Origin of the sequence: Bacillus sp. AR4-2 (genome assembly GCF_008274865.1) — a bacterium.
Classification (GTDB): Bacteria; Bacillota; Bacilli; order Bacillales; family Bacillaceae_G; genus Bacillus_A; species Bacillus_A cereus.
This window is the reverse complement of record NZ_CP031062.1, coordinates 4,645,001-4,663,415: the sequence shown is the minus strand read 5'-3', so window position 1 is coordinate 4,663,415 and position 18,415 is coordinate 4,645,001. Positions and strand designations below refer to the sequence as shown.

Genomic DNA, 18,415 nt, shown 5'->3' with positions numbered 1-18,415 from the left:
GGCGCTCTTATGAGCAGCCTCTTTTTCTTATAATTAGAACTGGATTTTCTTCTCTAAGAAACCTTTTAGTTCGCTAATTGGCATACGAACTTGTTCCATTGTGTCACGGTCACGTACTGTAACAGCTTTGTCTTCAACTGAGTCGAAGTCGTATGTGATACAGAATGGTGTACCGATTTCGTCTTGACGACGGTAACGTTTACCGATAGAACCAGTTTCATCAAAGTCTACCATGAAGTCTTTAGCTAATTCTGCGAATACTTCAGTAGCACCTTCAGATAGCTTCTTAGATAATGGTAAGATAGCTGCTTTGTATGGTGCTAAAGCAGGGTGGAAACGAAGAACTGTACGAGAATCGTTTTCTAATTGCTCTTCTTCATATGCATCACATAAGAATGCTAATGTTACGCGGTCTGCGCCTAAAGATGGCTCGATGCAGTATGGCACGTAACGCTCATTCGTTTGTGGATCAATATAGTTAAAGTCTTCGTTTGAATGTTCCATGTGACGTTTTAAGTCGAAGTCTGTACGAGATGCAACGCCCCAAAGTTCGCCCCAACCGAATGGGAATTTGAATTCAATGTCAGTTGTTGCATTACTGTAGTGAGATAACTCTTCTTCACCGTGGTCACGAAGACGCATGCTCTCTTCAGACATACCAAGTGAAAGTAACCAGTTTTTACAAGTTTCACGCCAGAATGCAAACCACTCTAAATCTTCACCAGGCTTACAGAAGAATTCAAGTTCCATTTGTTCGAATTCACGTGTACGGAATGTGAAGTTACCAGGCGTGATTTCGTTACGGAAACTCTTACCGATTTGGCCGATACCAAATGGAAGCTTTTTACGCATAGAGCGTTGAACGTTTTTGAAGTTTACGAAAATACCTTGTGCTGTTTCAGGACGAAGGAAGATTTCGTTTGTGCTAGACTCTGTAACACCTTGGAATGTTTTGAACATTAAGTTGAACTGACGGATTTCAGTGAATTCTTCACTACCGCAATCAGGACATTTTACTTCATGTTCTTTCATTAAGTCAGCCATTTGGTCGAAAGTAAGACCGTCAACAACCATTTCGATGCCTTTTGCATCTAAAGCATCCTCAATTAATTTGTCAGCACGGTGACGAGCTTTACATTTTTTACAGTCAATCATTGGATCGTTGAAGTTACCAACGTGACCAGAAGCGATCCAAGTTTTAGGGTTCATTAAAATAGCTGCGTCTAAACCAACGTTGTGTGGAGATTCTTGAATGAATTTTTTCCACCAAGCTTTTTTAACGTTATTTTTTAATTCGATTCCAAGTGGACCGTAATCCCAAGTGTTTGCAAGACCACCGTAAATTTCAGAACCAGGGAAAACAAAACCGCGATGTTTCGCTAAGTTTACAACTTGTTCCATTGAATACATAAGAAAATCCTCCTTTTGAAAGTTAACGTATTGGCGATGACATACTCTGATACTTTGGAAACGAGCAGTATATGCTAAAAAGAACATAAAAAAACGCTCATCCCAAGGCTTATTTGCCTAGGGACGAGCGTTTGCCCGCGGTTCCACCCTAGTTGATACACAAAAGGTGCATCCACTTTATCATGTATTGCTCGGGACTGCCGTTTCCTTGCGGCTTCAGGCTTTCACTATCCCTGAATCGCTTTTTATGCAAGTACTTATAAGTCCGTCATCGCTACTTATATTAATAATAATGAACATATTCTAACACGTTCTTTTTTAAATCTCAATAGAGGAACGCGTCTATCTATGATAGAGTCTCGCCTATTTTTTCATTATTTATTCCGTAATTTTCTTTAATATGCTTAATTGCTTCACACTTACTTAATGGAGCGAGCTCATTGTTTTGAACGTATTCCCAAACTACATTCGGATTTGTTTTTGCATATTCACGAAGGACCCAGCCAATCGCTTTTTGAATGAAAAATTCTTTTGAAGAATGTAGTTGTCCAATAATCCAGAAAAGAAGTTCTTCATCCATCTTTTGTTTATATTTTAGTTGGAATAAAATAGCGGCACGTTGTAACCATATGTTATCTGATGCAATCCATTTTGGAATATAGGCAGAAATTAATTCTGGATGTTTTAAAAAGATATCGCCTAAAAATGTAGGGACGATGCTATCGACAGAGTCCCACCAAGATTTTGTGACAATCAGTTCTTCTAAGAAGGGGATATGAGTTTCGTTTATATGCTTTTTATATTTTTGCATAATATCAAGTGCGGCCGCTTGGAATTCACGTTCTGGCAAGTCCCAAAGCTCACGTATGATAATTTGGAAGTCTTTTTGATCTGGGAGAGTATGTATTTGAATGATGTCTTTTAATAATTGGCGTCTTTCCGGTGTTTGAATACCTAGAAATGGGAAGTGATTTTTCATATAACGAGCCATAGGTTCTGCTTTTTCAGGATTTTGATGAGCTGTGAAATGCTCTTGTAATGCTTTTACAAATGGATGCATAAGTGTTGCTCCTCTCTTATTCTCTTTCTTCTCTTATTATACAAAGAGTTTGGATAAATTTTAAAACATAACTTGCAATGTAATGAAATATGTTGAAAGTAGAGAGGAGAGGATAAGATGGAGGATCAAGGCGTATTAGCAGGTTTCTTTGCTCTTAGTTTTGCGTTTATTCTTGTTATATTGATTTGGGCAATTATTTCATATTTGTTAACGGCTTTTGCACTTTATTCGATGGCGAAAAATGATGGTGCAACGGACGGGGTGCTTGCGTTTATTCCGTTTTTGAATAGTAAGACATGGGGTGACTTAGCGAAAGATAAATTACCAGATTTTTTGAAAGAAGAAGCAGGGTGGAAAGTATTCGGCATATATGTTGCATGTTTTATTTTTAATTTCGTACCAATTATAAGTTTACTAGCAACAGCTGTATCGATTGTATTGTCCATTTATCTTATCTACGCTATTTTAGACAGATACGGAACAAACTCTATATTATTTACGATTATTCATGTAATCACATTTTCGGTGTTCTTACCGATTCATTTATTTATTATTCGGAATGAACCGGTGAGATATAAAGAGTAGATTTTTCGTTTTGTTGATAAGTCGATATATTTTAGATATAAGTAAAAAAGCGCCCTGATTTTCAGAGCGCTTTTTTTACTACATAAGGTAGCGTAAATAAATATAAATGTGAGAAATGATTAATGAAACGATCATAATTGGGAAACCGACTTTTAGGAAGTCCATGTAACTAAATTTATGTCCTTCGCGGCTCGCGATACCTGCAACGATTACGTTAGCAGAAGCTCCGATTAATGTTCCGTTTCCGCCCAGACAAGCACCTAGTGCTAATGCCCACCATAATACATCGATTTGTGCGTCAGATGGTGATAAGCCTAGCCCAACTGCCATATCGTTAATAAGTGGAATCATTGTTGCAACGAATGGGATGTTATCAATTGTTGCAGAGGCGATACCAGATACCCATAAAATAAGAATGGATGCGTAAGAAATATCTCCGCCTGTTATACCAATTACTTTTTGAGCTAACATTTTGATAAGACCGATATCGATAAGTCCTCCAACAAGTACGAATAGCCCTGCGAAGAAGAAGATTGTTACCCATTCTACACTTGCGAATACCTCTTCAATTTCATGTTCTTTCACACCAATTAACATAAGTACAGTAGCACCAGTTAAGGCGATAATAGCGGCATCAATATGGAAAATAGAATGAGTCATGAAACCTATAATTGTAAGTCCAAGTACCGTTAAAGATTTTTTCATTAATACTGGATCTTTAATGTATTGTTTTTCATCTAAGCTCATTAATTTTTTTACTTGTACAGGATCGGCAATTAATTGTTTGCGGTACATGAAGTAAAGTATTGTTGCTGTAACTGCAATAATAATAATTACGATTGGTGCTAGATTCAATAGGAAAGCATTGAAGTCTAAATGCTTATTTGCAGAACCAATCATAATGTTAGGTGGATCACCAATTAATGTTGCTGTTCCTCCAATATTTGAAAAAATAATTTCAGAAAGTAAATAAGGAACAGGATTTACTTGCAGTATGCGCGTAATAGATAAAGTAACTGGAACAACAAGAAGTACAGTTGTAACGTTATCTAAAAATGCGGAGCCAAGCGCGGTAAGTAGGGAAAGGGAAATTAAAATTTTAATTGGATTTCCTTGTGCCCCTTTTGCTGCTTTAATGGCAACGTATTGGAAAACACCTGATTTACTCGTAATGTTCACCAAAATCATCATACCGATGAGTAGCGTAATCGTTCCCCATTCAATATGTTTCGTAAAGGCGTTATGTAAATCGACGACCCCCACAATTACCATGAATGCTGCACCGAGAAGTGCGATGACAGCGCGATTAATTTTTTCAGAAATAATAATGGCATATGTAATTAAAAAGACTGCGATAGCAAAATAATACTGCCAGTTAGCGAGTTCTTGCGTTGTTTCGTGCAAAAATCTCATCTCCTTTCATTCATTTTTCTTAGTGTGTCAAATATTAACTAGATGAAACACACATAACGTCATTATAAAGTAGAAAAACTGCGGATGTAAATGAAAGGAGAGATTTTGTCATATTTTCTGCATAGGTCATTTTTTCTTATTTTTTAAAATATTTGTGGGCATTTGACATATATATAAGATACATCCAATCTGAATATTTAAAATGGAATTAGCATTCGAGCTTGTTCGTGTAGGAGTGTCAAATAGAAAGGAATGACAAAAATGATAAGGAAGGGATCGTATGGATGAACAACGATTTTTATTTTTAGACTTTGAGTTTACGATGCCCCAGCATAGAAAGAAACCGAAAGGATTTTTTCCAGAGATTATTGAGGTAGGACTCGTTTCAGTTGCTGGCTGTAAGGTAGAAGATACGTATTCATCACATGTCAGGCCGAAAACATTTCCCTCTTTAACGGATCGATGTAAGAAGTTTTTGGGAATAAAACAAGAAGTCGTAGATAAAGGGATTTCATTTCCTGAACTCGTTAAGAAGCTTGCAGAATACGAAACGAAATGTAAACCGACAATTGTAACGTGGGGAAATATGGATATGAAAGTGCTGAAGCATAATTGTGAGATGGCAGGGATAGCTTTTCCATTCTTCGGACAGTGTCGTGATTTATCGCTTGAGTATAAGAAGTTTTTTGGAGAAAGAAATCAAACAGGATTATGGAAAGCAATTGAGGCGTATGGAAAAGTAGGGACAGGGAAGCATCATTGTGCGCTTGATGATGCGATGACGACGTACAATATTTTTAAACTAGTAGAAAAAGATAAAGAGTATTTAGTAAAGCCAGCACCTCCAACATTAGGAGAACTCGTTGATTTTTCAAAAGTGTTAAAGAAAGTGAGCACACAGTAACGACCAAATTGCACATTATGTAATTTGGTCGTTTTGTTTTTTAGAGTTTGTAGTCTTTCTTTAACTGTTGTAATGTTTCTAGACTACGCTCTGCAAAAGGTGAATCATCTTCAAAAAATGAATTCATTTGAGTTTCTAATGCTAATTTTAGTGACTCGGTATAATCCGGAATTTCTCCTTCATATTTTTTCACCATTTGCTCTGGAATGTTCGTCTGTTCACGGAAAGCTAAAGCGCGTCTTTCATGGAAAAATGGTACGTCAGCTTGTTTTACGTTATGTAAGTCACCTTGCACCGGATGTTTTAAAACAGCTAATACTTTTACGACGTAACTGCCAGGGCGGCTATTTGTAACTTCGCCAATGTATTTTCCTGTTTTATAAATACCAGTAACGATTTCGCCAATTTCAAATGTTTCTCTCATATTTTTCACCTCAAGTTTATAGTAAGGAAAGTAGGAGAAGGAGTCAAAGAAATCATTTGCTTTCAGAACGCCCCTTGAGAATATGGATAGGTTCCACTATAATTTAAAATGATATAACAGAAAATTCTGATGTTTTATAAATCCTATAATAAGGAGTGTTCTATATGATGCCTTTATATTTTCCGGAAGATAAAACAGAATATATTATTCCAGGGCTTGTTTGCGTTCTATTTATTATCGGTGCTATTGCCACGTGGCGCATGTTTATTCGTGTATCAAAAAGAGAAGCAGAGCGATTGCAGAAAGTTGAAGAAAAACTATTAGCTGAAAAGAAACAGTAATGCATTTTTGTATGTTTCCCTCTATGCTCGGACAATCTAAGGGCAGAATATATTTTGGAGGGAATAAAATGAAGAAACGGCTTTTTTTCAGTTGTTGTTTATTATTTCTGATGGCAGGTTGTGACCAAGGAAAGCCGAAAGAAATTGAAGTGAAATTACATAATGCTTCAGGAGATGAAGTAGGGACTGCGAAAGTAGTTCAGCAAACAAGTGGAGTGAAAATTACGATTAAAGGGGAAGGTTTCACGCCAGGCCCGCACGGACTACATGTACACGAAATTGGAGAGTGTAAAGCACCTCGTTTTGAATCAGCTGGAAATCATTTTAATCCAGATGATAAAAAACATGGTCTTCTTAATCCGAAGGGTGCAGAAAACGGTGATTTACCGAACGTAGTTGCAGATGGTTCTGGAAAGATTAAGGCGGAAATTAATGCCCCACACATCACACTTGAAGAAGGAAAAACGACGATTCATAGAAAAGATGGAGCGTCTATTATTATTACAGAAAACCCTGATGATGGTATGACTCAACCGACAGGTAAATCAGGGGATCGAATTGCTTGTGGCGTAATTGTAAAAAAAGCATCGGATATGAAGAAAAAGTAAAAGCTACCGTGAATGGTAGCTTTCTTTGTGAAATGTAATTGAAAATATATCAGCGATTATTGGAATATATCGACTTACCGACAAAATATGACAAAGGAGTCTGTCCAAGAATGATTAGGGGGACAGACTCCTTTCTTATTATGAAAACGTATGACGCAGTCTGTTTAAAATTTCTTCTAAAACAGATCGTGGACAGCCGATATTAATTCGAATATGTTCTTCGCCACCTAACCCGTATTTCTCACCAGGTTCAACAATGATTTTTCCTTTTTCCTCAAGTAATGCAGTACGCTCGTTTTGAGAAAGCTTTAGACGAGAACAATCAATCCATAATAAAAAGCTACCTTCTGGCTTCGTTACGGAAAGAGCAGGTATGTGAGTTTTAATATATTCACAAGCAAATTGAGCATTATCTTCTATATATAATCGAATTTCGTTTAGCCAATCGTTACATTCTGTATAGGCACTTTGCATCGCTGTATAAGCGAAGATATTTAATCCGTGGAAGCCTTGTCTATATTGGATAGATGTAAAGGCTTGACGCAGTTTTTCGTTAGGAATGATAATAATCGATGCTTGTAATCCAGCGATATTAAATGTTTTACTTGGAGCCATACAAGTAATCGTGCGAGCTGCTAATTCTTCAGATAAAGAAGCGAATGGTGTATGTGTATGATCTGCGTAAATAATATCGGAATGAATTTCATCCGCCACAACGATTACGTTATATTTAGTACATAACGATCCGAGCTGCAAAAGTTCCTCTTTCGTCCAAACGCGCCCGATTGGGTTATGAGGGCTACAAAGAAGCATGAGTTTGATGCCTTGCTGAAACTGCTTTTCTAAATGCTTGAAGTCTATCACATATGTATCATTTTGTTTCTGTAATGGACTCACGTATAACTGTCTGTTGTTTGTTGTGACCATTTCGAAAAATGGAGGATAAATAGGTGGTTGTACGAGAACGGATTCGTTTTCTTTTGTGAAAGCCTGTATGCTCGTACTAAGAGCTGGAACGATTCCGGCGCTAAAGACAATCCATTCTTTTTGAATATCCCAGTCGTATTGTTGTTTTGTCCAGTTACAAATAATATTCCCAATATTTTCGGGAGGAAGTGTATAGCCAAAAATCGGATGTTCGATTCGTTGTTTTAAGGCAGTTTGAATTGGTTTTGGTACTTCAAAATCCATATCAGCAATCCAAGCATGGATAAGTTCTTCGTTTTTATATGTATCCCATTTTATACTATGCGTTCCACGTCGATTGATTGCTTTATGAAATAGTTGCATAAGTTTGCTCCCTTCTTCTGTAAAACCAATAAGTTATGAAAGTTCTCTCTCTTCTTATAGAATAGCTGATGTGATAGGATAAAGAAAAGTATTAAAAAGTGAAAAGGCGGGAAGCGAATGGGTACATATGAAAAGATGATAGAGGTTGTGAAGAATTGGGATCCGTTTCAAATGGGACCGGAGTTTTATGAAACAGAAGCGAGCGATGTTGTGAACGTCATAAGTGTGTTTGACGATCCAAAATACATCGCAAAGAAGATTCAACATATATACTTTATGTCTTTTGAGGAAGTACCTGCGCTTGAAAAATGTGAGAAATTAGCTATGGAATTACTTGTAATAAAAGAAGGTGGAAGCTGTTCATTATAGGCTGTCGGAATTTCCGACAGCCTTTTTTATATTATCCCGCTATTTTCCGGGCAGTAAGACCCCGACCTCAAAATTCAGCGGAAGCAAAGAAGTTAGGTAGGGACTGATTAAAGTTTCATTTTATTGCGCGGAAAAAGCGATAATTTCTTCATAAACATGTTCAGGCTTTTCTTCAGGTAGTAAATGTCCTGTATTTTCATAAGAAATAAATTTTGAATTCGGTAAATCTTTGTGTAGACGATGACCTACATGTACAGGGACGACGCGGTCTTTTTCACCCCAAATGAGTAGGATAGGTGTTTCGATTTTTTGTAATTCAGTTGAAGATAAGTCACCTTCACGGTCTCGTATCATGCGAGTTAAAGCGGGAAATATACGGTTGTCATAAAAAGGAGCGGAGTAACCTTTTTTCATTTCATCGTCAATTAATGAGTGATCATGAACGACATTCATTAAGTTATGAACAATGCCGCGCCGTATAATCCAGTTCTTTACGTATAAATGAAAGAACGGTAAATAAGAAGAGTATAGTAAAGGTAAGGTTGCGCGCGCTAAATAGCTCGAGCTACATAGTAAAATCGTCTTTGAAATGAGTTCAGGACGTATACGGTTTACATAGAGAGAAATTTGCCCACCCATAGAATGCCCAACTAATACAATGTTTGAGAGAGATAAATGTTCAATTAAATCAATAATAATCGTTGCTAAATTGTGATAAGAATACTTAAACAGATGAGACTTATCACTTTTTCCGAACGGTGGTAAATCAAGAGCAATGACTGTTCCTTCCTTCGCTAGTAAAGGAATGAGACGGCGGTAACTGAATGAGGAAGATAAAAAGCCGTGAACGAGTACGAAAGTAGGGCGTTCTGTTTTATTATCATGTTCATACAATTCGTAATGAACAGTAGTGCCGCGAGTGGAAAAAGTGAAATAAGGACAAGTATATTTATGATTCATTTTTTGTCACTCCATTGATTTTTGTTCATATCATCTCCAAGGAAGAAGAAAATATGTTAACAAAAAAAGGCAAGATGACGATGTCATCTTGCCTTTCGTTTATTCAGTATTATCCGCGCACAATATTAGGCGGTGTTTTTCCTTGTAATCCTGCAACTAAATTTTCAGCGGCGGTCATGGCCATTTGCTGACGAGTTTTTAATGTTGCAGATCCGATATGTGGTAAAGTCACAACATTTTGTAATGATAAGAGTGGATTATCTTTTTGAATTGGCTCTTGTGTAAAAGTATCGATGCCTGCTGCAAAGATTTTCTTTTCTGTTAAAGCATGGATTAACGCTTCTTCATCTACTGTTTTCCCCCGAGAAGCATTAATGAAGATTGCTGTTTCTTTCATTAATGAAAATTCCTTTTCTCCGATAAGGTGATATGTTTCATCTGTTAATGGAGTAAGAAGAACAATAAAGTCAGACTGCTTCAGTAGCGTCTGTAAATCACAATATGTAGCATCGAATTTTTGTTCAGCTTCTTCTTTACGACGGCGGTTATAGTAAAGAACATTCATATCAAATCCGAATTTTGCTCGTTTTGCAACGGCTTCTCCAATTCGGCCCATACCGATAATACCAATTGTGCTATGGTGTACATCTAGTCCGAAGTGTTCTTTTCCGATTTCAGCGTTCCATTCACCATTTTTTACGTAAGAATCGAGTTCGCAAACGCGGCGCCCAGCTGATAGCATAAGGGCGAAAACGAGATCAGCTACTGTATCATCTAATACGTATGGTGTATTCGTTCCGATAACATTTCGGTTTTTCATCGCTTGTAAATCAAAATTATCGTAACCAACAGAAATATTGCTCACTACTTTTAAGTTAGGAGCCACTGTCAGTAATTCTTCATTAATAGCAGATCCGAAATTTAATAACCCATCTTTATCTTGTATTTTCTCTAATAGAACATCACGAGGTACTTTCTCATTTTGATCCCATTTTTCGTAATCACAGTGTTCTGATAAATAGTTTTCTACAAATGTCGGAACTGGTTCAGCAATATAAATTTTTGGTTTCACGGTTCCATCCCCTTTCGCTTTATCACGCATTTTTCCACTGATTAAAGTTTCACTTTACCCCGCTTTAACGAGCAGTAAGACTCCAACCTAAAAAGACGGTTGAGACAAAGAAGTGAGGTGGGAGATCAACTGCTCGTAAAAGCCCGATTGGTGTGGGCTGATAATCAGCGGGGTGAAGCATTCCGCTGATTAAAGTTTCACTTTATTTTGACATAATTCAATAGAAAAATCTTCTTTCCAAACTGGAAAGGGTATTTGTATAATTTAGACACAAACGAAAAGGAAGGATGATTTATATGGTGACAGAAAAAGAATTAGAATTATTAGCTTGTCTTGAAAAGAGTAGTCGATTATCTGTAGATACATTAGCGAAGCTGTTAAATATAGAAGTAGAAGAAGTAAAGAAGATGGTTGCGAGATTAGAAAATGAAAAGATTATTGTGGATTATGTAACACATATCGATTGGACGAAAGTGAAAGAACATACAGGTTTAACGGCAATGATCGATGTGAAAGTTACGCCAAAGCACGGCGTTGGGTTTGATGCGGTTGCTGAGCAAATTTATCGTTATTCAGAAGTGAAATCCGTTTATTTAATGTCAGGGACATATGATCTTTCTATTACATTAGAAGGGAAAACGATGGGGGAAGTAGCGATGTTTGTTTCTGAGAAATTAGCAACAATTGAATCTGTCGTTTCTACAACTACTCATTTCATTTTGAAGAAGTATAAACATGAGGGCGTTATTTATGAAAAAGACGATGATGATAAGCGAATTGTGGTGACACCATGAAGCAATTTGAACTATCTAGATCAGCAGAATCTTTAAAACCATCTGGTATTCGAAAATTTTTTGATTTAGCAGCAAATATGAAAGGTGTTATTTCCCTCGGGGTAGGAGAGCCGGATTTTGTTACCCCTTGGAATGTAAGGCAAGCATGTATTCGTTCTTTGGAACAAGGGTATACGTCATATACAGCAAATGCAGGATTATTGGAGCTCCGTCAAGAAATAGCAAAGTATCTAAAAAAACAATTTGCAGTATCTTATGATCCAAGTGATGAAATCATTGTTACAGTTGGAGCGAGCCAGGCGTTAGATGTAGCGATGCGTGCCATTATAAATCCTGATGATGAAGTGCTCATTGTTGAACCAAGCTTCGTTTCTTATGCACCACTTGTGACATTAGCTGGAGGAGTTCCGGTTCCTGTGGCGACTAAGCTAGAAAACGAGTTTAAAGTACAACCAGAACAAATTGAAGCAGCTATTACAGCGAAAACAAAGGCGATTTTACTTTGTTCACCAAATAACCCGACAGGTGCAATGCTAAATAAATTCGAGCTTGAAGAAATAGCAGTGATTGTTGAGAAGTACAATCTAATTGTATTATCTGATGAAATTTATGCAGAGCTTGTATACGACGAAGCATATACAAGTTTCGCGAGTATTAAAAATATGCGTGAGCATACGATTTTAATTTCAGGATTTTCAAAAGGATTTGCGATGACAGGATGGCGTCTCGGTATGATTGCAGCTCCTGTTCAGTTTTCAGAATTGATGCTCAAAATTCACCAATATTCCATGATGTGTGCACCGACGATGTCTCAGTTCGCAGCACTTGAAGCGTTACGTGCGGGGAATGATGAAGTAATTCGGATGAGAGATAGTTATAAGAAGCGTCGTAATTTTATGACGACATCTTTCAATGAAATGGGCTTAACGTGTCATGTGCCGGGCGGAGCATTTTATGTTTTCCCTTCTATATCTTCAACAGGATTATCTTCAGCGGAATTTGCAGAACAGTTATTGCTGGAAGAAAAAGTAGCTGTTGTCCCTGGTAGCGTATTTGGCGAAAGTGGTGAAGGGTTTATTCGTTGTTCTTATGCGACGTCGCTTGAACAACTTATGGAAGCAATGAAGAGAATGGAACGGTTTGTTGAAAATAAAAAAAGGACAAAACGTAATACGTTTTGTCCATAAAAGGGGGGGAATACTAGAAAGCCATGTGTTAGTAGTCTATCCCAATATTGGAGAATTATACTTCTTTAAGGGAAATTTTTCATGAATTTTGAATGAGTTCTGTCATAGTGGTATAATTTACTAATATAAGGTATGCGCATTCTAGATATTGTTATCTAGAATGTGTACTAACCAATCGGATATTTAAAATAAATATATCTGCTTTGCTCTCTATAATTGTAGAGAGAATGGTAAACGTATGGGAGTGTTTCATATGTCAGAACAATATACAACAGGAGTGGTTGTAACAGGGAAAGTGACTGGAATTCAAGATTACGGTGCGTTTGTAGCGTTAGATGCAGAAACACAAGGACTTGTGCATATATCTGAAATTACAAATGGATATGTAAAGGATATTCATGACTTTTTAAAGGTCGGCGATACAGTAGAAGTAAAGGTACTTTCAATTGATGAAGAGCACAGAAAAATGAGTTTATCGTTAAAAGCGGCGAAAAGAAAACAAGGAAGGATTCTTATACCGAACCCATCTGAAAACGGATTTAATACGCTGCGAGAAAAGTTGGCAGAATGGATTGAAGAGTCCGAGTTAACAAAGTAAAAGAGGAACGCATATGAGCGTTCCTCTTTTACTTTATCTTATGATATATATTTGCAAATATGATTGCATGCAATCATATTCGTATGTCGGAGGTGAAAGGACATACTGATTATCGAATTTCGTTTGTTTCTGGGTGCGTACCAAGATTTTCAGATGGTTTAAACAGTAAACCAAGGTTGATAAGCCCAGATATACCAACGATGCCGTAAATAATACGTGCAAGAGCTGAATTTTGTCCACCGAAAATGGCTGCTACTAAGTCAAACTGGAAAAACCCGATTAGTCCCCAGTTCACAGCGCCAATTACAGTAAAGACTAATGCGATACGTTGTAAAGTACTCATGAAAAAGCCCCCCTTAATTGTGAAGCATGAGCAAGCGATGAGTTAATTAACTCTTTTATAGAATGGGGTAGTTATGTTGTTTTTATACATAAAAAATGTTTGAAAGAAGATGTATATACATCTATACCGAAAAATGCGAATTTTTATGCAAAAAATGAACTTTTTCTAAAAAATATATATTGGTTACGTTTACAATGTTTGAATCGCTTGATTTACAACTTCAGTTTCGCTAAAGTGAATACAGAAATACATATCCATAATTGGAGGGAAAAAGATGAGTACACATGTAACGTTCGACTATTCTAAAGCGTTATCCTTCATCGGTGAACATGAAATCACTTATTTACGTGATGCAGTGAAAGTAACACATCACGCAATCCACGAAAAAACTGGAGCTGGGAACGATTTCCTTGGGTGGGTAGACCTTCCGCTTCAATATGACAAAGAAGAATTCGCTCGCATTCAAAAATGCGCAGAAAAAATTAAAAATGACTCTGACATTTTACTTGTTGTAGGTATTGGTGGTTCTTACCTAGGAGCACGCGCAGCAATCGAAATGTTAAACCATTCTTTCTACAATACGCTTTCTAAAGAACAACGTAAAACTCCACAAGTGCTATTTGTTGGACAAAACATTAGCTCCACTTACATGAAAGATTTAATGGACGTATTAGAAGGTAAAGACTTCTCTATTAACGTTATTTCCAAATCAGGTACAACAACAGAACCAGCACTAGCATTCCGTATCTTCCGTAAGTTATTAGAAGAAAAGTATGGAAAAGAAGAAGCTCGCAAACGTATTTATGCAACTACAGATAAAGCGCGTGGTGCATTAAAAACATTAGCTGATAACGAAGGTTACGAAACATTTGTTATTCCAGATGATGTTGGAGGTCGTTTCTCTGTATTAACGCCAGTTGGTTTATTACCAATCGCAGTAAGTGGCTTAAATATTGAAGAGATGATGAAAGGTGCAGCTGCTGGGCATGATGACTTCGGAACATCAGAACTAGAAGAAAATCCAGCTTACCAATACGCAGTAGTTCGTAACGCTTTATACAATAAAGGAAAAACAATTGAAATGCTTGTTAACTATGAGCCAGCACTTCAATACTTCGCTGAGTGGTGGAAACAGTTATTTGGTGAAAGTGAAGGAAAAGATCAAAAAGGTATTTTCCCATCTTCAGCAAACTTCTCAACTGATTTACACTCATTAGGTCAATACGTTCAAGAAGGGCGTCGTGACTTATTTGAAACAGTTCTTAAAGTAGGTAAATCTACACATGAACTAACAATCGAATCAGAAGAAAACGATTTAGACGGATTAAACTACCTTGCTGGTGAAACTGTAGACTTCGTAAACACAAAAGCATACGAAGGTACATTACTTGCACATAGCGACGGGGGAGTACCAAACTTAATCGTAAATATTCCTGAATTAAATGAGTACACATTCGGTTACCTTGTATACTTCTTCGAAAAAGCATGTGCGATGAGCGGCTACTTATTAGGCGTGAATCCATTTGACCAACCTGGAGTAGAAGCATACAAGAAAAACATGTTTGCTTTACTTGGTAAACCAGGATTTGAAGAATTAAAAGCAGAATTAGAAGAGCGTTTAAAATAATAAAAAGCGACCGGATTCCGGTCGCTTTTTATTATTTTATCGAAAAGTTCATCAGTATATTCAAACTAAAGTGGGTATGCTAAAGGAAAAGTCTAGGAGGGATGGGCTTGATTCCGATTCAATCAAATTTAGAAGGACGTACATATGCGTTATATAAGTTAGAAGAGATTATGAAACCACTTGGATATAGCATTGGTGGTAATTGGGATTATGATAAAGGATGCTTCGATTACAAAATTGATGAAGAAGATGGGTATCAATTTTTACGAGTTCCATTTACAGCCATTGATGGAGAACTAGATGTACCAGGCGTAATAGTTCGTCTTGGAACGCCGTATATTCTTTCGCACGTATATCAAGACGAACTAGATGATAATGTGAATACTTTAACAGCTGGAACAAGTGGAATGGATCAATTTGCTGAGCCGAAAGATCCAGATGGAGATGTGAAAAGAAAATATATCAATATTGGGAAAGTGCTCATGCAAGAATTAGAGCGTCATTTTACTAATGGTGAATAACAATGAGTATGTCGCTTTCAATGAGAACAAAGGAATGAACTGGATTAATCATATATTGTTCGTCGCGCTTTATACCTAGTAAGAGAATGTTTTGCTTTAAAAGAGTATAGCTACAATTAGCAAAAGTTTGTCCGGTGCAGGATGGGGGAAGCTCCATCAGTTGTAATTTATTATCAGAGATTTCGTCGTAAAGTGAAAATAGTACACCTGAAATGGAAGGGAATAAAAGAGAAGCGGTAAATACATAGCTCGTTAATTTATTTCCTTCTATAATTTCTGACACGCCAGCTCTCGTTGCATTTTGTATTTGTTCAGAAGTAAGAAGTTCAGCGATGCAGTGAATGTTTGGGTTGAGCCCTTTTGCAGTTAAAATATTTAAAATGGACTGTGTATCCGCTGAGCTTTCGTTTTTTTCTTTATCAGCTGTTATTAATATGGTGTGTGCCGTTGCAATATTGGCCTTTAATAAAGTTTGATCGTGATGCGAGCAACCTTTTATAAATTCTAAATGATGAAATGGTTTTGGGAGTAAAGAAAGTGTTTCATCAATTAAAACGATATCAAGGTTTGGTTGTAATACGTGCATTTGCTTTACAACATGTTTTGCGCGCTCATTCCAGCCAACGATAATCATATGACCGTTAGAAGTAGCGGCTTCTTCACCTTTAATTTTCATATATTGTTTATTAATCATTTCAGTAGCAAACAGCACCATATAATAAGAACAAAAGCCAGTTCCTAATAAAATAATACTTATACCTATTAGTTTTCCTATCGTTGTATGGGGAGCAAAGTCGCCATATCCAACTGTAAAAATGGTAACGATTGACCACCAAATTCCGTCAAACCATGTAGTGAAATGAAAAGGTTCTAATCTATGTATAAGAAAACCGGAAAAAGCAGTCAGTACAATAATAAAACAAATTAAACGAAAAATAATGGAATCACGAAATGTATCTACTAAATTCGGACGGGATTTCAATTGCCTATTCCTCCTTACTTTGTAGGACTACATTCATTGTTGCCATTATAGAAAAAAGAAAAACTCTCTAATTAAAGAGAGTTTGTTTTACGTTACATACTTTCCACTTCAGTTTGTTGGACACTTTCAAGATGCTGGAGAGCATAGTAAACATCAGCAGTATGTCTTTTTTGATCAATGGACAGTTTAAGATGTAAATAGTGAGAACCGTTTTCTAATGTTTTAAGCTTCATATTCTTAACTTTTATATCCATTTCTTTTATTTCTTCAATTACGATTGGGATATTGTCCATATTTCGTACAACAAGTTTCACAGCGATATCACGTTGACGAAATGATCTAGGGCCTACATATTTCATTGCGAGTGGTATAAGTTCGACACTAATCATAAGGAAACACATTCCGAATATCGCTTCAATATAGAATCCGGCCCCAACAGCAATACCAATACCAGAAGCACCCCAGATCATAGCGGCAGTCGTGAGCCCTGCAATGCTATCGTTGCCTCTTCTTAAAATTACGCCAGCACCTAAAAAACCAATTCCTGATACAATTTGAGCGGCAAGTCGAAGTGGATCCATATTCATATGATCGGTATGTGGTAAGTTATAAGCTGCTTTAATAGAAACAATCGTTAGGAGGCAACTAATAATAGAAATAACTAAACACGTTTTTAAACCAAGTGGTTTCCGTTTTAATTCACGTTCTAAACCAATGGCAAATCCTAAAATAGCCGAGAGACCTAGTTTGATCAATAAATCGGTATAGTCCATATATATTCCTCCCTGTATGATATGCTATATGAATAAAACGCTTATTATAGAAAGAAACGTCTTTTGATAGAGTAACTTTATATAAAATATATGTAGGAATTGCTCATACATGAAAGAGATATTTCGTTTAAGTATATGATATAAAAAAAGAAATGTGGGCAGTTTTAAAAAAAGTTTATAAAAGGTGTTGCATTTCATTTTTCACCATGATATATTAATAACCGTCGCTGATGCGGAAACGCAGAAAACGACAAAAAAGAAATTGAAAAACTTAGTTGACATCGAAAAACGAAGATGTTAACATAAGGAAGTCGCAAATGAGCGACCAAGTAGTTCTTTGAAAACTGAACGAAACAAACAACGTGAAACGTCAATTTTTATTTTAGATGCTAGACAAACTAACTTTATTGGAGAGTTTGATCCTGGCTCAGGATGAACGCTGGCGGCGTGCCTAATACATGCAAGTCGAGCGAATGGATTAAGAGCTTGCTCTTATGAAGTTAGCGGCGGACGGGTGAGTAACACGTGGGTAACCTGCCCATAAGACTGGGATAACTCCGGGAAACCGGGGCTAATACCGGATAACATTTTGAACCGCATGGTTCGAAATTGAAAGGCGGCTTCGGCTGTCACTTATGGATGGACCCGCGTCGCATTAGCTAGTTGGTGAGGTAACGGCTCACCAAGGCAACGATGCGTAGCCGACCTGAGAGGGTGATCGGCCACACTGGGACTGAGACACGGCCCAGACTCCTACGGGAGGCAGCAGTAGGGAATCTTCCGCAATGGACGAAAGTCTGACGGAGCAACGCCGCGTGAGTGATGAAGGCTTTCGGGTCGTAAAACTCTGTTGTTAGGGAAGAACAAGTGCTAGTTGAATAAGCTGGCACCTTGACGGTACCTAACCAGAAAGCCACGGCTAACTACGTGCCAGCAGCCGCGGTAATACGTAGGTGGCAAGCGTTATCCGGAATTATTGGGCGTAAAGCGCGCGCAGGTGGTTTCTTAAGTCTGATGTGAAAGCCCACGGCTCAACCGTGGAGGGTCATTGGAAACTGGGAGACTTGAGTGCAGAAGAGGAAAGTGGAATTCCATGTGTAGCGGTGAAATGCGTAGAGATATGGAGGAACACCAGTGGCGAAGGCGACTTTCTG

At 37.3% G+C, this 18,415-nt stretch carries 20 protein-coding genes and 1 rRNA gene (1 of these 21 only partly in view); 11 read left to right on the top strand and 10 right to left on the bottom strand.

Annotation, left to right across the window (positions count from 1 at the left end; genetic code table 11):
- Window positions 1-33: 33 nt before the first annotated feature.
- Window positions 34-1,410: a glycine--tRNA ligase gene (locus DN399_RS24210; RefSeq protein ID WP_000287147.1), complete on the bottom strand. Its 1,377-nt coding sequence runs from the start codon at window positions 1,408-1,410 to the stop codon at window positions 34-36.
- A gap of 346 nt (window positions 1,411-1,756) precedes the next feature.
- The gene (locus tag DN399_RS24205; RefSeq protein WP_149149993.1) at window positions 1,757-2,470 is read right to left on the bottom strand and encodes a DNA alkylation repair protein; all 714 of its coding nucleotides are present in this window, start codon (window positions 2,468-2,470) and stop codon (window positions 1,757-1,759) included.
- 117 nt (window positions 2,471-2,587) lie between these two features.
- On the opposite strand from DN399_RS24205, the gene DN399_RS24200 reads away from it, so the two are divergent.
- Window positions 2,588-3,055: a hypothetical protein gene (locus DN399_RS24200; protein ID WP_000390061.1), complete on the top strand. Its 468-nt coding sequence runs from the start codon at window positions 2,588-2,590 to the stop codon at window positions 3,053-3,055.
- A gap of 78 nt (window positions 3,056-3,133) precedes the next feature.
- On the opposite strand, the gene DN399_RS24195 is transcribed toward DN399_RS24200, so the two are convergent.
- A complete protein-coding gene (locus DN399_RS24195) occupies window positions 3,134-4,459 on the bottom strand; it encodes an ArsB/NhaD family transporter (RefSeq protein WP_000545208.1) in 1,326 nt (441 codons plus the stop codon).
- Between the two features lie 289 nt (window positions 4,460-4,748).
- Here DN399_RS24195 and kapD point away from each other — a divergent pair, with 289 nt between their 5' ends.
- Entirely contained in the window at window positions 4,749-5,372 is a 624-nt protein-coding gene (gene kapD / locus DN399_RS24190) for a 3'-5' exonuclease KapD (protein WP_000344356.1), read from the top strand.
- A 40-nt stretch (window positions 5,373-5,412) separates the two neighbouring features.
- Here the strand turns inward: kapD and kapB are convergent, their stop codons facing one another.
- Window positions 5,413-5,796, bottom strand: a complete 384-nt coding sequence (kapB, locus tag DN399_RS24185; RefSeq protein ID WP_001209342.1) for a kinase-associated lipoprotein KapB — start codon at window positions 5,794-5,796, stop codon at window positions 5,413-5,415.
- 164 nt (window positions 5,797-5,960) lie between these two features.
- On the opposite strand from kapB, the gene DN399_RS28190 reads away from it, so the two are divergent.
- Together DN399_RS28190 and sodC are read left to right on the top strand one after the other, a co-directional pair.
- On the top strand, window positions 5,961-6,137 hold the full coding sequence (locus tag DN399_RS28190; RefSeq protein ID WP_179953518.1) for a hypothetical protein: 177 nt from the start codon (window positions 5,961-5,963) through the stop codon (window positions 6,135-6,137).
- Window positions 6,138-6,205: 68 nt separating this feature from the next.
- Entirely contained in the window at window positions 6,206-6,745 is a 540-nt protein-coding gene (gene sodC / locus DN399_RS24180) for a superoxide dismutase [Cu-Zn] (protein WP_006922350.1), read from the top strand.
- 138 nt (window positions 6,746-6,883) lie between these two features.
- On the opposite strand, the gene DN399_RS24175 is transcribed toward sodC, so the two are convergent.
- Window positions 6,884-8,035, bottom strand: a complete 1,152-nt coding sequence (locus tag DN399_RS24175) for a MalY/PatB family protein (RefSeq protein WP_063220137.1) — start codon at window positions 8,033-8,035, stop codon at window positions 6,884-6,886.
- 117 nt (window positions 8,036-8,152) lie between these two features.
- Here DN399_RS24175 and DN399_RS24170 point away from each other — a divergent pair, with 117 nt between their 5' ends.
- Window positions 8,153-8,404, top strand: a complete 252-nt coding sequence (locus tag DN399_RS24170; protein ID WP_000537638.1) for a YugE family protein — start codon at window positions 8,153-8,155, stop codon at window positions 8,402-8,404.
- Between the two features lie 120 nt (window positions 8,405-8,524).
- Here the strand turns inward: DN399_RS24170 and DN399_RS24165 are convergent, their stop codons facing one another.
- Window positions 8,525-9,364 (bottom strand): alpha/beta fold hydrolase, encoded by an 840-nt coding sequence (locus DN399_RS24165; protein ID WP_001015860.1) that lies wholly within the window; start codon window positions 9,362-9,364, stop codon window positions 8,525-8,527.
- 109 nt (window positions 9,365-9,473) lie between these two features.
- Complete coding sequence (locus DN399_RS24160; protein WP_002024995.1) at window positions 9,474-10,466, bottom strand: 2-hydroxyacid dehydrogenase; 993 nt, start codon at window positions 10,464-10,466, stop codon at window positions 9,474-9,476.
- A 266-nt stretch (window positions 10,467-10,732) separates the two neighbouring features.
- Between DN399_RS24160 and DN399_RS24155 the strand changes: the two genes are divergently transcribed.
- From DN399_RS24155 to yugI, 3 genes are all read left to right on the top strand, one after another.
- Window positions 10,733-11,230 carry an Lrp/AsnC family transcriptional regulator gene (locus tag DN399_RS24155; RefSeq protein ID WP_000255696.1) on the top strand — a complete coding sequence of 166 codons (498 nt, stop codon included), beginning with the start codon at window positions 10,733-10,735 and terminating at the stop codon, window positions 11,228-11,230.
- Window positions 11,227-12,417: an aminotransferase gene (locus DN399_RS24150; protein WP_000808534.1), complete on the top strand. Its 1,191-nt coding sequence runs from the start codon at window positions 11,227-11,229 to the stop codon at window positions 12,415-12,417. Before DN399_RS24155 ends, DN399_RS24150 begins: the two co-directional genes overlap by 4 nt.
- A 253-nt stretch (window positions 12,418-12,670) precedes the next feature.
- A complete protein-coding gene (yugI, locus tag DN399_RS24145; RefSeq protein ID WP_000003764.1) occupies window positions 12,671-13,015 on the top strand; it encodes a S1 domain-containing post-transcriptional regulator GSP13 in 345 nt (114 codons plus the stop codon).
- A gap of 109 nt (window positions 13,016-13,124) precedes the next feature.
- Here yugI and DN399_RS24140 read toward each other — a convergent pair whose 3' ends face one another.
- On the bottom strand, window positions 13,125-13,358 hold the full coding sequence (locus DN399_RS24140; protein WP_000105788.1) for a DUF378 domain-containing protein: 234 nt from the start codon (window positions 13,356-13,358) through the stop codon (window positions 13,125-13,127).
- 274 nt (window positions 13,359-13,632) lie between these two features.
- On the opposite strand from DN399_RS24140, the gene DN399_RS24130 reads away from it, so the two are divergent.
- On the top strand, window positions 13,633-14,985 hold the full coding sequence (locus DN399_RS24130; protein WP_000103654.1) for a glucose-6-phosphate isomerase: 1,353 nt from the start codon (window positions 13,633-13,635) through the stop codon (window positions 14,983-14,985).
- 107 nt (window positions 14,986-15,092) lie between these two features.
- Window positions 15,093-15,506, top strand: a complete 414-nt coding sequence (locus DN399_RS24125) for a YugN-like family protein (RefSeq protein WP_000612334.1) — start codon at window positions 15,093-15,095, stop codon at window positions 15,504-15,506.
- Here the strand turns inward: DN399_RS24125 and DN399_RS24120 are convergent.
- Both DN399_RS24120 and DN399_RS24115 read right to left on the bottom strand, forming a co-directional pair.
- Window positions 15,493-16,488, bottom strand: a complete 996-nt coding sequence (locus tag DN399_RS24120; RefSeq protein ID WP_149149992.1) for a potassium channel family protein — start codon at window positions 16,486-16,488, stop codon at window positions 15,493-15,495. The two genes, DN399_RS24125 and DN399_RS24120, sit on opposite strands and share 14 nt — an antisense overlap.
- Window positions 16,489-16,580: 92 nt before the next feature.
- Window positions 16,581-17,261 carry an MgtC/SapB family protein gene (locus DN399_RS24115; RefSeq protein ID WP_000386676.1) on the bottom strand — a complete coding sequence of 227 codons (681 nt, stop codon included), beginning with the start codon at window positions 17,259-17,261 and terminating at the stop codon, window positions 16,581-16,583.
- 404 nt (window positions 17,262-17,665) lie between these two features.
- Here DN399_RS24115 and DN399_RS24110 point away from each other — a divergent pair.
- A 16S ribosomal RNA gene (locus DN399_RS24110) occupies window positions 17,666-18,415 on the top strand (it continues 802 nt past the right edge of the window).

Coding starts and splice junctions, on each gene's coding strand:
- DN399_RS24130 (WP_000103654.1), top strand. CDS start 13,633: ATGAGTACACATGTAACGTTCGACTATTCTAAAGCGTTATCCTTCATC.
- kapB (WP_001209342.1), bottom strand. CDS start 5,796: ATGAGAGAAACATTTGAAATTGGCGAAATCGTTACTGGTATTTATAAA.
- DN399_RS24115 (WP_000386676.1), bottom strand. CDS start 17,261: ATGGACTATACCGATTTATTGATCAAACTAGGTCTCTCGGCTATTTTA.
- DN399_RS24205 (WP_149149993.1), bottom strand. CDS start 2,470: ATGCATCCATTTGTAAAAGCATTACAAGAGCATTTCACAGCTCATCAA.
- DN399_RS24140 (WP_000105788.1), bottom strand. CDS start 13,358: ATGAGTACTTTACAACGTATCGCATTAGTCTTTACTGTAATTGGCGCT.
- DN399_RS24210 (WP_000287147.1), bottom strand. CDS start 1,410: ATGTATTCAATGGAACAAGTTGTAAACTTAGCGAAACATCGCGGTTTT.
- sodC (WP_006922350.1), top strand. CDS start 6,206: ATGAAGAAACGGCTTTTTTTCAGTTGTTGTTTATTATTTCTGATGGCA.
- DN399_RS28190 (WP_179953518.1), top strand. CDS start 5,961: ATGATGCCTTTATATTTTCCGGAAGATAAAACAGAATATATTATTCCA.
- DN399_RS24155 (WP_000255696.1), top strand. CDS start 10,733: ATGGTGACAGAAAAAGAATTAGAATTATTAGCTTGTCTTGAAAAGAGT.
- DN399_RS24200 (WP_000390061.1), top strand. CDS start 2,588: ATGGAGGATCAAGGCGTATTAGCAGGTTTCTTTGCTCTTAGTTTTGCG.
- DN399_RS24160 (WP_002024995.1), bottom strand. CDS start 10,466: ATGCGTGATAAAGCGAAAGGGGATGGAACCGTGAAACCAAAAATTTAT.
- kapD (WP_000344356.1), top strand. CDS start 4,749: ATGGATGAACAACGATTTTTATTTTTAGACTTTGAGTTTACGATGCCC.
- DN399_RS24150 (WP_000808534.1), top strand. CDS start 11,227: ATGAAGCAATTTGAACTATCTAGATCAGCAGAATCTTTAAAACCATCT.
- DN399_RS24170 (WP_000537638.1), top strand. CDS start 8,153: ATGGGTACATATGAAAAGATGATAGAGGTTGTGAAGAATTGGGATCCG.
- DN399_RS24165 (WP_001015860.1), bottom strand. CDS start 9,364: ATGAATCATAAATATACTTGTCCTTATTTCACTTTTTCCACTCGCGGC.
- DN399_RS24175 (WP_063220137.1), bottom strand. CDS start 8,035: ATGCAACTATTTCATAAAGCAATCAATCGACGTGGAACGCATAGTATA.
- yugI (WP_000003764.1), top strand. CDS start 12,671: ATGTCAGAACAATATACAACAGGAGTGGTTGTAACAGGGAAAGTGACT.